Below are 12,035 nucleotides of genomic sequence, written 5' to 3'. Positions count from 1 at the left end.
TTCAGGCGTAGTCCCTACATGAAAAATGCATTGATCATTGGCGCGTCCGGCGGCATCGGGTCGGCGCTGGCGGAAAACCTTGCTGCGCGGGGCGTCGCGGTGACGGGGCTGTCGCGTCGGGGCGACGAGTTTGACATCACCGACCCCGAGAGCGTGGCGCGGCATCTGACGGCGCTGACAGGTCCGTTTGATTTGGTGTTCGTGGCCTCGGGGCAATTGGTGTCGACGAGGGAGAGGCCGGAGAAATCGTTGCGAGAGGTGAGCGCCGAGGAGTTGGCGGCGCAATTTGCGGTGAACGCGATTGGCCCGGCTCTGGTGTTGCGTCATGCGCCCCGGTTGTTGCCACGCAAGGGGCGATCGGTGTTTGCGGTGTTGTCGGCGCGGGTCGGCTCGATTGGCGACAACCGGGCGGGGGGGTGGTATTCCTACCGGGCGTCCAAGGCGGCGGTGAACCAGATCGTGCATAGCAGCGCAATCGAGTTGGGGCGCACACATCGCGAGGCGATCTGTGTGGCGTTGCATCCGGGTACGGTGGCGACGGCCTTCACGGCAGAGTATCCGGGGCATGACAAGGTGGCCGCGCCGCAGGCGGCGGCCAACCTTGTGCGGGTGATGGACGGGTTGGATCCGCGCGATACCGGGCAATTCTTTGACTGGGCCGGGAAGGCGGTACCGTGGTGAGACGCAAAAGGTGCCGCACCACCCCAAGAAGATCGCGCCGCTACTAGCGGCAATGCGCGCATGGGCAACATGTACCGGACGTGGGACCGGATAGCGCGGATCGGCGCTTGGCCGTTCTGTTGGGCGCCGACACGTTTCTGCAGCGCCTTGAGAGCGGCGCGGGTGTGATGCGGGGGCAAGGCGGGTTTCAGCGCATGAGGCCAAATGGGCCGTGCATTGATTTCATTTTCTGATCATACTGCTGCAAAAATTGAAACCGAGGCAAAAATGATCTCTGAAAAAGCCCTCAAGGCCGTGATGAGCCTTGCGAAGACGGGAAGTTTCCAGGAATCGGCGCGGGATTTGGGCGTGTCGAACGCGTCGCTGTCACGCCACGTGCAACAGGCCGAATCCGAGGTTGGCTTTGTGCTGTTCCGGCGGGGGAACACGGGATGTGATCTGACGCCCGAGGGGCGGGCGTTCTTGCCGCTGGCCAAGCGGTTGGATGATGACATGGCCCGGTTTGCCACGCGGGTCAGCGAATTGCGCAGCAGTGAGCAGGAACACCTGCGGATTGGCTGTGGCCCGCTGGCGACACGGTCTTTGCTGACGCCCGTGATCCGCGCGTTCCGCGAACAGATGCCGGGTACGCGGTTGTCTGTACAGGTGCAGGCGCTGGCGGAACCGATCCGCCTGCTGGACCGGGGCGAGGTCGATATCTTTGTGGGCGATCTCAGCCATACGAGCGGGGTCGAGGGGCTGGATATCCATGTGGTGCGCCGCCGCGAAGTGCGTTTTGTGACACGCCCGGGGCATCCGCTTCAGACTGGCCGGCCGAACCGGTTGAAAGACCTGTTTCGGTATCCTTTCCTATCGCCATACATGCCCCGGTTCTGGCGTGCCCGCCTTACGGCGGCGATGGGGGGAGGAGAGGAGGCGGAATGGGCCGTCGAACGCCTGCCAAACGTTGAATGCGACGACTACGCGTTGCTATGTGATCTGATCGACGGAAGCGACGCGGTTCTTGCCGGAATGCCGGAGCATTTCCGAGACCTTGAGGCTGCGGGACTCGCCCAGCCAGTGCCGATTGACACGCCGCTGTTCTGGAACATCTGCCTGTCGCGCCGACAGGAGACGCAAAACGCCGCTGCGCAGCTTTTCTGGGAGTTGTTGCAAGCGCAGGGAAAGTTGCGGCAGGCACCGGCGGTGGTGGACGAGGCCTGAGGGAAAGGGCCTCGGGGAGAGGGTGATTGCGGCTCGGCCCTAGTTCTGGAGCGTGCCGTTGTCCCAGTTGCCGCTGGCCTCTTCGCCGCTGGCATAGCGCATGGTGCCTTCGCCCTGACGTTTGCCCGCCTTGAACGTGCCTTCGTAGACATCGCCATTGGCATAGGTGGCCACGCCGACGCCGTCGATTTCACCCGCGCGCCATTCGCCGGAATATTTGAACCCGTCGGGCATGACGATCTCGCCAATGCCTTCGCGCTGTCCCTTGACGAACTGGCCGGTATAGATGGTGCCGTCTGCATAGGTCGCCTTGCCCATGCCGTGACGATGGCCATCCATCCATTCACCTTCGTAGCGGTAGCCGTCCGAATAGGTCATCACACCATGGCCGTGGTTGCGGGCATTGGCGAACTCACCTTCATAGACCAGACCGTTGGCATAGACCGCCTTGCCCGTGCCATCGATCACGCCGTTCTTCCAGTCGCCTTCATAGGTGGAGCCATCGGTATAGGTGATCAGGCCCTGACCGTCGGCGAGGTCGTCCTTGAACTGGCCCGCATAGACAGAGCCATCCGGGTAGGTGACGGTGCCGTTGCCCTCGATATGGCCGTTGACCCAACTTCCTACGTAGACATAGCCATCCGCTCCGGTAAACGTGCCCTGTCCGTGGCGATGGTCGGCCTCGAACTGGCCTTCGTAGATGTCGCCGTTGGAATAGGTTACGCGGCCCATGCCTTGGCGTTGGCCGCCGACGAGATCGCCGACATAAACGTCGCCATTGGGTTGGGTCAGAGTGCCCTGGCCCTCGATCTGGCCATTGGCCCAAGTGCCCGAGTAGACCAGCCCGTCCGGCATGGTCAGCGTACCTTCGCCCGCGCGCTCTCCGGCAACGATCTCGCCGTCATAGACGGTGCCGTCACCATAGGTGATCTTTCCCAGACCTTCCTTGACCCCGTTGAGCCAGTCGCCTTCGTAGCGGTAGCCGCCGGGCGAGAGCATCACGCCCTTGCCATGGTGCATGGCGTTCAGGAAGCCGCCTTCATAGCGCACCCCGTTGGCATAGATCGCTACGCCCTGTCCGGAGATCTTGCCCTCGGCCCATTCGCCTTCATAGGTGCCGCCATCGGTAAAGGTGATCTTGCCAAACCCGTGCGGTTTGCCCTTGGCGAATTCGCCCTCATAGACAGACCCGTTGGGAAAGCGCGCCATGCCCTTGCCCTTGATTTCGCCTTCGGCCCATTCGCCGGAATACTCATACCCGTTGGGCAGGCGATAGGTACCTTGCCCGTGTTGCAGGCCGCCCTTGAAGGTGCCTTCGTAAACACCGCCATCGTCATATTGCTTGGTGAGGACCTGTCCGTCCTGTGCCAGCGCCGCGGTGGCGGCCATCAGGACAGCAAAGGTAAGTGCCTGAGTTCTGCTCATGTTTTCGGTCCCCATGGGTTCGCGTCCGACCGCGTCTGTTCGCCCCGCCGCCTGTTGCGGCTTTTGTGCAAATTCTAGGGCATGGGGCAGGCATGGGCAACGGGTTTTGCTGCTTTACGCTTTTCCCCGGCGCGGGTTCTGCTAAATCTGCGCACATGCGATGCGACAGGAGGCTATTATGGCTGACACTTTCCGCCTGACGATGGCACAGGCCAACCCCACGATGGGGGACCTCGAGGGCAATGCCGCCAAGGTGCGCGCCGTCTGGGAAGAGGCCAAGGCCGCCGGGTCGGACATGGTGGCGTTCCCGGAAATGTTCATCGTGGGCTATAATGCGCAGGACCTGATCCTGAAGCCTGCCTTGCAGGCCGCCGCGATGGACGTGATCGAGCGGCTGGCGGTGGAGTGTGCGGATGGGCCGGTTGTGGCCGTGGGCGGGCCCTATGTGCACGACGACAAGCTGTATAACGCCTATTTCATCCTCAAGGCGGGCAAGGTGGTGCATCGCCAGTTGAAGCACCATTTGCCCAATTACACCGTGTTCGACGAGGTGCGCCTGTTTGATCAAGGGCCGCTGGGTGGCCCTTATGACGTCAACGGCGTGCGCATCGGATCGCCGATTTGCGAGGATGCGTGGTTCGAGGATGTGCCCGAGACCATGGAAGAGACCGGGGCGGAGATTCTCGTGGTACCCAACGGGTCGCCCTATTACCGGGACAAGTTCGACCGCCGCATGAACCACATGGTCGCGCGGGTGGTCGAGACCGGGTTGCCGTTGGTTTATCTCAACATGGTGGGCGGGCAGGATGACCAGGTGTTTGACGGTGGGTCGTTCGTGCTGAACCCCGGCGGGGAGTTGGCGATGCAGCTTCCGGTGTTTGACGAGGCGGTGGCGCATGTGGAGTTCACCCGCACCGACCGGGGCTGGCGCTGTGGCGAGGGCGAAAAGGCCGTTCTGCCGGCTGGCGAGGAGCAGGACTACCGGGTCTGTGTCGAGGCCCTGCGCGATTACATGGGCAAGACCGGGTTCAGGAAGGTGCTTCTGGGCCTGTCCGGCGGGATTGATTCCGCGCTGGTGGCGACGATCGCGGTGGATGCGCTGGGCGCGGAGAATGTGCGCTGTGTGATGTTGCCCTCGGAATATACCTCGCAAGGGTCGCTGGACGATGCCGAGGATATCGCGAACCGGTTGGGCGTGCGCTATGACTATGTACCGATCAAGGAAGGGCGGCAGGCGATCACCAACACGCTGGCGCCGCTGTTTGAAGGCACCGAACCGGGGCTGACCGAGGAGAATATCCAGTCGCGCCTGCGGGGGCTGCTCTTGATGGCGCTGTCGAACAAGTTTGGCGAGATGCTTTTGACCACCGGCAACAAGTCCGAAGTGGCGGTGGGTTATGCCACGATCTATGGCGACATGGCGGGGGGCTATAACCCGATCAAGGATATGTACAAGACGCGGGTGTTCGAGACCTCGCGCTGGCGCAATCAGGTGCATCGCGACTGGATGTATGGGCCGGGCGGCGAGGTGATCCCGCCTGCGATCATCGACAAACCGCCAAGCGCCGAGCTGCGCCCGGATCAGAAGGACGAGGACAGCCTGCCGCCTTATGAGGTGCTGGACGCGATCCTGCTGATGCTCGTGGATCAGGAGAAGTCGGTGGCCGATTGCGTAGCAGCGGGGTTTGACCGGGAGACCGTCAAACGGGTGGAGCATCTGGTTTATATCAGTGAATACAAACGCTTCCAGAGCGCGCCGGGGGCACGTCTGTCGAAAAAGGCGTTCTGGCTGGACCGGCGTTATCCGATCGTGAACCGGTTCCGCGATCCGAGCTGAGGCTTATGGGGGCGCTGCCCCCGCCGCCGCACGCGGCGACTCCCCCGGGGTATTTCCGGAAAAAGAAAGAGGCGGGTCGAACGCTGGGGGCACGCCCCGCCTGCAAGCCCTTTTCGGGGTGTCAGAGCATCAGCTGGTAGCTGGCCGGGACATAATGGAAGGCCGAGTCGCGGGTTTCGACATAGCCGACGGCGGGCCACGGCATGTGGTAGCCGATGAAGGGCAGGCGTTCGGTGGCCATCATGTCCAGCATCTTCTTGCGGGTGGCGGCGGCGGCGGTCTTGTCCATGTCGAACTTCACCTCCCAGTCCGGATAGGACAGGGACCAGACGTAATGGTTGGCGAAATCGGCGGCGATGACCAGCTGCTTGCCCTCGCTTTCGATCATGTAGGCCATGTGGCCCGGCGTGTGGCCAAAGGCGTTCATCGCCGTGACGCCTGAAACCACCGCATCACCCGGTGCGATCATGTCGAACCGGTCGGCGTTGGGGCGGATCTTGGCCTCGAAGGCCTTGTTCTTGTCGGTGGCGGCCCATGCGTCGAATTCGGTCGACCCGGTGACGTGACGCGCATTGGGGAAGGTCATGCCCGCGTCTCCGGCGACGCCGCCGACATGGTCGCCATGCATATGGGTGATGACCACGACATCGATCTGCTCGGGGCTGTAGCCGGCAGCGGCCAGCGCGGCAGTCATGGCGTCGGGCGCGAGGCCGGTATCGAACAGCACCAGTTCGGCGCCGGTGTTAACCACCGTCGGAGTAAAGAAAAACTGGGCAGCGTCGGTCGGAATATTGGCCGCGTTCGAGGCGGCGGCGAATTCTGCCGGGGTGGCGTTCATGCCGAAAATGGCTTGCGGGCTTTCCACCGTACGGGTGCCTGCGAGGAGAGTGGTGACTTCGAAATTCCCTAGTTTCATGCGGTTGAACCGGGTCGCGCCGATGCCCATCATCTCGGCCCCGGCAAGCGCAGGGCGGGTGGCAGCGGCGGCCAGTGGAAGGGCTGCCGCGCCCAGCAGGACGTGACGGCGTGAAAGGGCGGGTGTTTTCAGCATGATGAATCTCCTGTTGGCGTTGGTATCTTCAAGTTACGTGAGAATCTGACATTTGGATGACCGGTCACGCGGATTTGATGGGGCGTCGAGCGTCGGGGGCAAATGGCGAAAAAGGGGCATTTGTGCTATGCTGCGCCCTTGTTGGAAAGGGGGACATCATGACCAACGCTTTTTCTTATGCCTGCCGGGACTGCGAAGGAATGGAGGCTTGTCCCGCGAGTGTCGTGGCCGAGACACGGGACGAGGTCTGGAAGTTGATGGAGCTGCATGCACGGGTGGCCCATGACGAGGAGCCAGCAGATTGGGACCAGGAGACACGCGATTACCTGGGTACCCTGATCAAGCCGGTGAGCGTCTAGGCAGCCGGATCGGGGGCAGGTGATGCCCTGGGCGCTGCGGACAAGGGACCCGGGATCGCGTGACATTGAGGAGGTGTCTTCATGAGCGGGAACAGCACCGGTCCGACTGGCGCCGACCCAAGGGTGTTCCTCGATGGTGTCCTGCCAGAGCGGCGGCGCGAAGAAGGGCGGGTTCTGCTCGACCTGTTCACCCGGACAACCGGGTTTCCTGCGGTGATGTGGGGACCTTCGATCATTGGGTTCGGACGGTACCACTATACCTATGCCTCGGGACGCAAGGGCGATTTCCTTGCCACCGGCTTTAGTCCGCGCAAGGCGCGTCTTTCGATCTATATCCTGCCCGGTTACCAGGATTACGGCGACATCCTTGCACGGCTGGGCAAGCACAAGCTGGGCAAGAGTTGCCTTTACGTGAACAAACTGACCGATATCGACCTGGCGGTGCTGGAAGAGCTGATCCGGGCGGGGCTGCGGGATCTGGATGCCATCTGGCCGGTGTCGCCGCGCTAACGTCAGTTCAGAATGGCGATCGACAGGTTGAGGGCGCTCGCGAAGGCGACCCATGCGAGGTAGGGTACGAAAGCCCATGCCGATACCCTGTCGCGGCCCCATGCGCGGCGCAGGAAAGACAAGATCGCCAGCAACAGCGCGATGATGATCACGAAGGCCAGCCACGGCAGTTGCAACACGAAAAATGCAGGCGACCACAGGAAGTTGAGACCCAACTGCGCCCACCAGAGCTTCATCAAAGTCCCACCTCTGTCCGCCTCGAACTGGCGCCAACCCACCATGGCGATCAACACGTAGAGCGCTGTCCAGACCGGGCCAAAGATCCAGTTGGGCGGGTTGAAGGGGGGCTTGTCGAGCGCGGCGTACCACGCGCCCGGCGCGGTGAGCGTTCCGATCAGGATGCCGCCGCCCATGACGAGCAGCAGAAAAGCGATACGTGTGGGCCAGTGTGTCATGTGGCTCCTCAAGATTGGTCAGTTGCGGTTGTTGAACCGTGTGTCATCACGCCTCAGCGGCTCTTGCGGTTGCAATGGGCGCCAAGCGTGCTGCGCTCTGCCCCTTTTCCAGAATGTTCAGCACCTGTGCGCCTTTGATCTCGGATCCAGTGCCCGTGCTCTCACGCTGGCCAACTTCGTCGCCTGCGTCAACCGTGGCGGCGATGACCTGTCCCGGCGTCGGGCGCGTTGCCCGGGGCAATGGCGGTCTCGTCCTAGGTCATGGCGGGCAGAGGGCGCTGTGGTGCGACCCCCGGCCAATTCGAAGGACTGGAAGGTTTCGACGCCTTGTCCCGGATCGGTCGCAGGCCGGAGCGGCGCGCCAACAGATGCGAACAGGTCTGGGCGCGCCTGGAGCGCGTGATCGTGTGGCTTCTTGTGTTTTGACAGGATTGCGGCCCTATGGCGCAGGATCGGTTTTCACGCGGGATGGCTGTGGTCTGGTGATGGTTTGGCCGGTGCACCCGCCGCGCAGCAAAGGGCAGCAAAAGGAATGCCGGGTATCCAGCTCTGCACGGGGCGGTAGCGGACGGCCAGGAGATCGCAATGGGGAGAGATTGAAAAAACCCTGGCGGTGCCTCGAAACCGCTGGCCGCCTACTGGCGTCGATGCAAGAATAGCCAAAAGCAGGAAGGATCCAGATGGTAGTAAACCCCAGCAAACCGGAGGGGAACAGGCCTGTTGTCGGACTGGCTGGGTTCTTTGGCCACGGCAACTATGGCGACGAGTTGTTTGTCAGCGTTTTCAAGGAGTACCTTGGCGATCGGTTCGATCTGGTGGTCATGGCGGACTTGTTGACCAAACCCCATTTCAGCCGCCCGATAACCGAGGTGGTCGCAGAAGTCGATGCCATCGTTGTGGGGGGCGGAGATATTCTGCAACCCTGGAACCTTGATCCGCGATACTTCAGCAAGCATTTCCTTGAGAAGCCGGTCTTTGTCGTTGGTATCGGCGTCCCGATACGTCCGAGCGCGCGTTTTCAGGAAAAGGAGTGGCTGACAAAAAAGTACAGGGCGTTCCTGAACCATCCCAACGTGCGCATGGTGAATGCGAGAGATCAGCAGTCAGCGCAGTGGATTTCCGACAGGCTTGCTCCCGCAGTTGGCGTGACCGAAACACCTGATATCGTATGTGCGCTGACGTTGCCGCCTGCACACCCCCCGACGAATGAGCCAGTTCTTGGTGTCGTGACACGGCAAAGACCGGGAATGGAGGACGATTACTCGATGATCAATGCTCTGGCGGAGCAGCAGAGGTCGCGGGGCTGGCGGATTCGGCACATCATCCTGGGGACGGGTATCGTCGGGGAAAGAGACGCTGCCGATGCTGTCGGCGTGGTGGGCGAGAAGGAGATTGTCCGATCCGAGTGCGAAGACGACTTGAGCCGGGCGATCGGTGGGTGCACCGCGCTTGTCAGCATGAAGTTTCACGGCACAGTCGTCGCAACGATGTATGGTGTGCGATCGACGGTGCTGATCAATACCAACAAGAACAAGAACTTCATGAAAAGAATTGACCGAAGTGATCTTGTTGCACGTTTCGACGATCCCAGTCTTTGCGCACGTTTTGACCCGGCGCCCGACCCGATTGACGAAAAGGCGGTCGCCATGTTGCGGCGCAGATCTGTTCCGACACTGCAAGCTCTGAGAGATGGGTTGAGTGACGCCCTGCTCTGACTTCGAACTTCAGAAGTGACGGTTCGGGTGCCCTTGCAAGCTGTGTAATCCGGCGGGCAGGCGGGGATCATTGCGTGCTCTGACGATACGGGGCCAGGCGTGCCTGCGATATCACATCAGATCGCTTACCGGTTGCGGCGAATCGGGTAAGGCCGCGTTCGCCGGAGTGGACAAAGCGCGCCAGTTGTGGAATGGGGAGCCGCAACAGGAGTATGAGATGACCACCACCCGTTTTGCCCCGTCGCCCACCGGTTATATCCACGTTGGCAACCTGCGTACCGCGCTGATGAACCACCTGATCGCCCGCAGGGCAGGTGGGACGTTCATCCTGCGGATCGACGACACCGATCCCGAGCGGTCCAAGCAGGAATACGTGGACGCGATCCAGCAGGACCTGGAATGGCTTGGCCTGACCTGGGACCGGATCGAGAAACAGTCGGACCGGCTTGAGCGCTACGAAGAAGCTGCCCAGCAGCTGCGCGACATGGGGCGGTTCTACGAGTGTTTCGAAACCCCGACCGAGCTGGACCTCAAGCGCAAGAAGCAGCTCAACATGGGCAAGCCGCCGGTTTATGACCGCTCGGCGCTCGCGCTGTCCGAGGCCGAAAAGGACAAGCTGCGCGCAGAGCGGGGCAGTGGCCATTGGCGCTTCAAGCTGGATCATGAGCGGATCGAGTGGGAGGACGGCATTCTCGGACATCGCTCGATCGACGCGGCCAGCGTCAGCGATCCGGTGCTGATCAAGGGCGACGGACAGTTCCTTTACACGCTGGCGTCGGTCTGTGACGACATTGATTTCGGGATTACCGACGTGGTGCGCGGATCGGACCATGTGACCAATACCGCCACGCAGATCCAGATCATCGAGGCGCTGGGCGGCGGTGTGCCGAATTTCGCGCACCACTCGCTGTTGACGGGCCCGCAGGGCGAGGCGCTATCCAAGCGCCTTGGCACGCTGGCCCTGCGCGACCTGCGCGAGGCCGGGGTGGAGCCGATGGCGCTCTTGTCGCTGATGGCGCGGCTGGGGTCGAGCGACCCGGTCGAGATCCGAAATGACCTTGCCGAGATCGCGGACGGGTTCGAGCTGTCGCATTTCGGGGCGGCTCCGACCAAGTTCGACGTGCAGGACCTCTATCCGCTGACCGCGAAGTACCTGCATGAACAGCCCCTGTCGGCGGTGGCCGATGATGTGGCGGCGGCGGGCGTGCCGGAGAATCTGGCCGAACGATTCTGGCAGGTGACGCGCGAGAACATCACCACGCGCAAGGATCTCAAGGGGTGGTGGGATCTGTTTGCCAATGGCGCAGAGCCGGAGATCGCCGATGAGGACGCGGAATTCATTGCAGAAGCGATGACCCTGTTGCCCGAGGGGCCGTTTGATGACGAGACTTGGGGCAAGTGGACGTCCGAGGTCAAGGCGGCCACCGGGCGCAAGGGCAAGGGGCTGTTCATGCCGCTCCGCAAGGCGCTTACCGGGCAGAGTTCGGGGCCGGACATGTCGGCGCTGATGCCGCTCTTGCAGGTGGTCAAGGCCCGCGGCTGAGGCGGGTTTTATTGTTCGGATTGGATCTGGAAACGCTAGCGCGCCAAAGGCGCGCCACGCCCAACGCTTTGAGGCGCGGCAACGCCGCGGTGCAAAGGGGCGGGAGCGCTATGCCTTGTCGATCAGCGTAACATTCAGGGTCTTGAGGTGATCATCCACCAGGTCGCGCTCCACGCCCGACAGGGTTTGGTGGCGGGGATAGATCGGCGCGGCGCGGTCATCAAGGATCGGCGCGGTCCACCCGGCGGTGGTGTTGAAGAACCGCGCGACCCCTGCCTCTCCGAACTCGCGCAGATAGCCCTGAACCACCACGTCGATATAGCTCAGCAGCACCGGATGCTCGACCGTGGGCTGCCCATGTTTGCCATGCGGCACGGTATAGACCGCCACGTCGATCGGGTCGGGCTTGGGGTGGGTAATCGCGGCATTGGCGTCGACCCGGTCATAGGCATGTTCGCGTTGATCCAGCGCGGCCCAATCACCGCCGGGGACATGCGCGATCAGTCCATCGATTTCGCAATCCGGGTCCGGCACCACGGTCAGGTAGGCCACGGGACGCAGGTCGGTATGGCGCCATATCCGCCGCCAACCGCCGAGTCGGGCCGGGTGGGTATCGCCATACTGGTGCGTATCCCGGTTCACGAGGCTGCCATAGCCAAAGAAATAGGGGTCTTTCTTGCGCATTCGCCCTTGGTGCTCTTGATCCATGTCAATTGCTTGACCCTTGCCATGCTGCATAAAGAGCGGAACTTCAAGCCATGGCGAGGACCGTCCGTGCGTATCACCAAAAGAACCAACATCGCGATTCGGGTGCTGATGTTTTGTACGGCACATGCGGATCGGTTGGTCACGAAACACGAGATCGCAGAGCGCTGCAACGCCTCGGAAAACCACCTTGCCCAGGTTATCAACCAGTTGGCCCAGATGGGGGTCATCAAGACCCAGCGCGGGCGCAATGGCGGTCTGGAGCTGGCCCGCCCGGCGACAGATATCAGCATTGGCGAGATTTTCCGGATCATGGAAGCGCCGGTGCCGCTGACCGAGTGTTTCGCCGATGTGGACAATTCCTGCCCGCTGACGGCGGCCTGTCGGCTGCGCTATGCACTGCAGGATGCGGCCGAGGCATTCTACCTGCGGCTCGATGACGTGACACTGGATGCGCTGGTCTGCAACAACAGCGCTTTGCTCAGTATTCTCGCGCCTGAACCCTGTGCGACATAAATCGCGCCAAAAGCGACCTTTTTGCGGCTTGCCAG

General features: G+C 62.1%; 13 protein-coding genes. 8 read left to right on the top strand and 5 right to left on the bottom strand.

Translation table 11 applies throughout. The annotated features are described in order from the left end of the window. Positions 1-18: 18 nt before the first annotated feature. Both BMZ35_RS00955 and BMZ35_RS00950 read left to right on the top strand, forming a co-directional pair. Positions 19-681: an SDR family NAD(P)-dependent oxidoreductase gene (locus BMZ35_RS00955; protein ID WP_093090078.1), complete on the top strand. Its 663-nt coding sequence runs from the start codon at positions 19-21 to the stop codon at positions 679-681. A gap of 267 nt (positions 682-948) precedes the next feature. Continuing rightward, positions 949-1,884, top strand: a complete 936-nt coding sequence (locus BMZ35_RS00950) for a LysR family transcriptional regulator (protein ID WP_165609978.1) — start codon at positions 949-951, stop codon at positions 1,882-1,884. A gap of 39 nt (positions 1,885-1,923) precedes the next feature. Here the strand turns inward: BMZ35_RS00950 and BMZ35_RS00945 are convergent, their stop codons facing one another. After that, the gene (locus tag BMZ35_RS00945; RefSeq protein ID WP_093092443.1) at positions 1,924-3,309 is read right to left on the bottom strand and encodes an MORN repeat-containing protein; all 1,386 of its coding nucleotides are present in this window, start codon (positions 3,307-3,309) and stop codon (positions 1,924-1,926) included. A 178-nt stretch (positions 3,310-3,487) separates the two neighbouring features. On the opposite strand from BMZ35_RS00945, the gene BMZ35_RS00940 reads away from it, so the two are divergent. Next, positions 3,488-5,146: an NAD+ synthase gene (locus BMZ35_RS00940; protein ID WP_093090076.1), complete on the top strand. Its 1,659-nt coding sequence runs from the start codon at positions 3,488-3,490 to the stop codon at positions 5,144-5,146. Between the two features lie 121 nt (positions 5,147-5,267). Here BMZ35_RS00940 and BMZ35_RS00935 read toward each other — a convergent pair whose 3' ends face one another. Next, on the bottom strand, positions 5,268-6,197 hold the full coding sequence (locus tag BMZ35_RS00935; RefSeq protein ID WP_093090075.1) for an MBL fold metallo-hydrolase: 930 nt from the start codon (positions 6,195-6,197) through the stop codon (positions 5,268-5,270). Between the two features lie 158 nt (positions 6,198-6,355). On the opposite strand from BMZ35_RS00935, the gene BMZ35_RS00930 reads away from it, so the two are divergent. Beyond that, complete coding sequence (locus tag BMZ35_RS00930; protein ID WP_093092441.1) at positions 6,356-6,556, top strand: DUF1059 domain-containing protein; 201 nt, start codon at positions 6,356-6,358, stop codon at positions 6,554-6,556. An 81-nt stretch (positions 6,557-6,637) separates the two neighbouring features. Continuing rightward, on the top strand, positions 6,638-7,066 hold the full coding sequence (locus BMZ35_RS00925; RefSeq protein WP_093090074.1) for a DUF1801 domain-containing protein: 429 nt from the start codon (positions 6,638-6,640) through the stop codon (positions 7,064-7,066). Between the two features lie 2 nt (positions 7,067-7,068). Here the strand turns inward: BMZ35_RS00925 and BMZ35_RS00920 are convergent, their stop codons facing one another. Next, positions 7,069-7,521, bottom strand: a complete 453-nt coding sequence (locus tag BMZ35_RS00920) for a TspO/MBR family protein (RefSeq protein ID WP_093090073.1) — start codon at positions 7,519-7,521, stop codon at positions 7,069-7,071. A gap of 46 nt (positions 7,522-7,567) precedes the next feature. Then, complete coding sequence (locus BMZ35_RS00915) at positions 7,568-7,762, bottom strand: hypothetical protein (protein WP_093090072.1); 195 nt, start codon at positions 7,760-7,762, stop codon at positions 7,568-7,570. A 439-nt stretch (positions 7,763-8,201) separates the two neighbouring features. Here BMZ35_RS00915 and BMZ35_RS00910 point away from each other — a divergent pair, with 439 nt between their 5' ends. Together BMZ35_RS00910 and gltX are read left to right on the top strand one after the other, a co-directional pair. Continuing rightward, the gene (locus tag BMZ35_RS00910; RefSeq protein WP_093090071.1) at positions 8,202-9,236 is read left to right on the top strand and encodes a polysaccharide pyruvyl transferase family protein; all 1,035 of its coding nucleotides are present in this window, start codon (positions 8,202-8,204) and stop codon (positions 9,234-9,236) included. Between the two features lie 217 nt (positions 9,237-9,453). Continuing rightward, on the top strand, positions 9,454-10,779 hold the full coding sequence (gltX, locus tag BMZ35_RS00905) for a glutamate--tRNA ligase (RefSeq protein WP_093090070.1): 1,326 nt from the start codon (positions 9,454-9,456) through the stop codon (positions 10,777-10,779). A 108-nt stretch (positions 10,780-10,887) separates the two neighbouring features. Here the strand turns inward: gltX and BMZ35_RS00900 are convergent, their stop codons facing one another. Continuing rightward, positions 10,888-11,463 carry a gamma-glutamylcyclotransferase family protein gene (locus BMZ35_RS00900; protein ID WP_093090069.1) on the bottom strand — a complete coding sequence of 192 codons (576 nt, stop codon included), beginning with the start codon at positions 11,461-11,463 and terminating at the stop codon, positions 10,888-10,890. A 90-nt stretch (positions 11,464-11,553) separates the two neighbouring features. Between BMZ35_RS00900 and BMZ35_RS00895 the strand changes: the two genes are divergently transcribed. After that, entirely contained in the window at positions 11,554-12,000 is a 447-nt protein-coding gene (locus tag BMZ35_RS00895) for an RrF2 family transcriptional regulator (protein WP_093092439.1), read from the top strand. Positions 12,001-12,035 lie beyond the last annotated feature (35 nt).

This window comes from Shimia aestuarii, assembly GCF_900114635.1.
In the GTDB taxonomy this organism is placed as follows: Bacteria; Pseudomonadota; Alphaproteobacteria; order Rhodobacterales; family Rhodobacteraceae; genus Shimia; species Shimia aestuarii.
This window is presented reverse-complemented; position numbering and strand designations above follow the sequence as displayed.

Bases quoted from the DNA above. Each gene is read 5' to 3' on its own strand.
- BMZ35_RS00955 (WP_093090078.1), top strand. From the start codon at position 19: ATGAAAAATGCATTGATCATTGGCGCGTCCGGCGGCATCGGGTCGGCG.
- BMZ35_RS00950 (WP_165609978.1), top strand. From the start codon at position 949: ATGATCTCTGAAAAAGCCCTCAAGGCCGTGATGAGCCTTGCGAAGACG.
- BMZ35_RS00945 (WP_093092443.1), bottom strand. From the start codon at position 3,309: ATGAGCAGAACTCAGGCACTTACCTTTGCTGTCCTGATGGCCGCCACC.
- BMZ35_RS00940 (WP_093090076.1), top strand. From the start codon at position 3,488: ATGGCTGACACTTTCCGCCTGACGATGGCACAGGCCAACCCCACGATG.
- BMZ35_RS00935 (WP_093090075.1), bottom strand. From the start codon at position 6,197: ATGCTGAAAACACCCGCCCTTTCACGCCGTCACGTCCTGCTGGGCGCG.
- BMZ35_RS00930 (WP_093092441.1), top strand. From the start codon at position 6,356: ATGACCAACGCTTTTTCTTATGCCTGCCGGGACTGCGAAGGAATGGAG.
- BMZ35_RS00925 (WP_093090074.1), top strand. From the start codon at position 6,638: ATGAGCGGGAACAGCACCGGTCCGACTGGCGCCGACCCAAGGGTGTTC.
- BMZ35_RS00920 (WP_093090073.1), bottom strand. From the start codon at position 7,521: ATGACACACTGGCCCACACGTATCGCTTTTCTGCTGCTCGTCATGGGC.
- BMZ35_RS00910 (WP_093090071.1), top strand. From the start codon at position 8,202: ATGGTAGTAAACCCCAGCAAACCGGAGGGGAACAGGCCTGTTGTCGGA.
- gltX (WP_093090070.1), top strand. From the start codon at position 9,454: ATGACCACCACCCGTTTTGCCCCGTCGCCCACCGGTTATATCCACGTT.
- BMZ35_RS00900 (WP_093090069.1), bottom strand. From the start codon at position 11,463: ATGCGCAAGAAAGACCCCTATTTCTTTGGCTATGGCAGCCTCGTGAAC.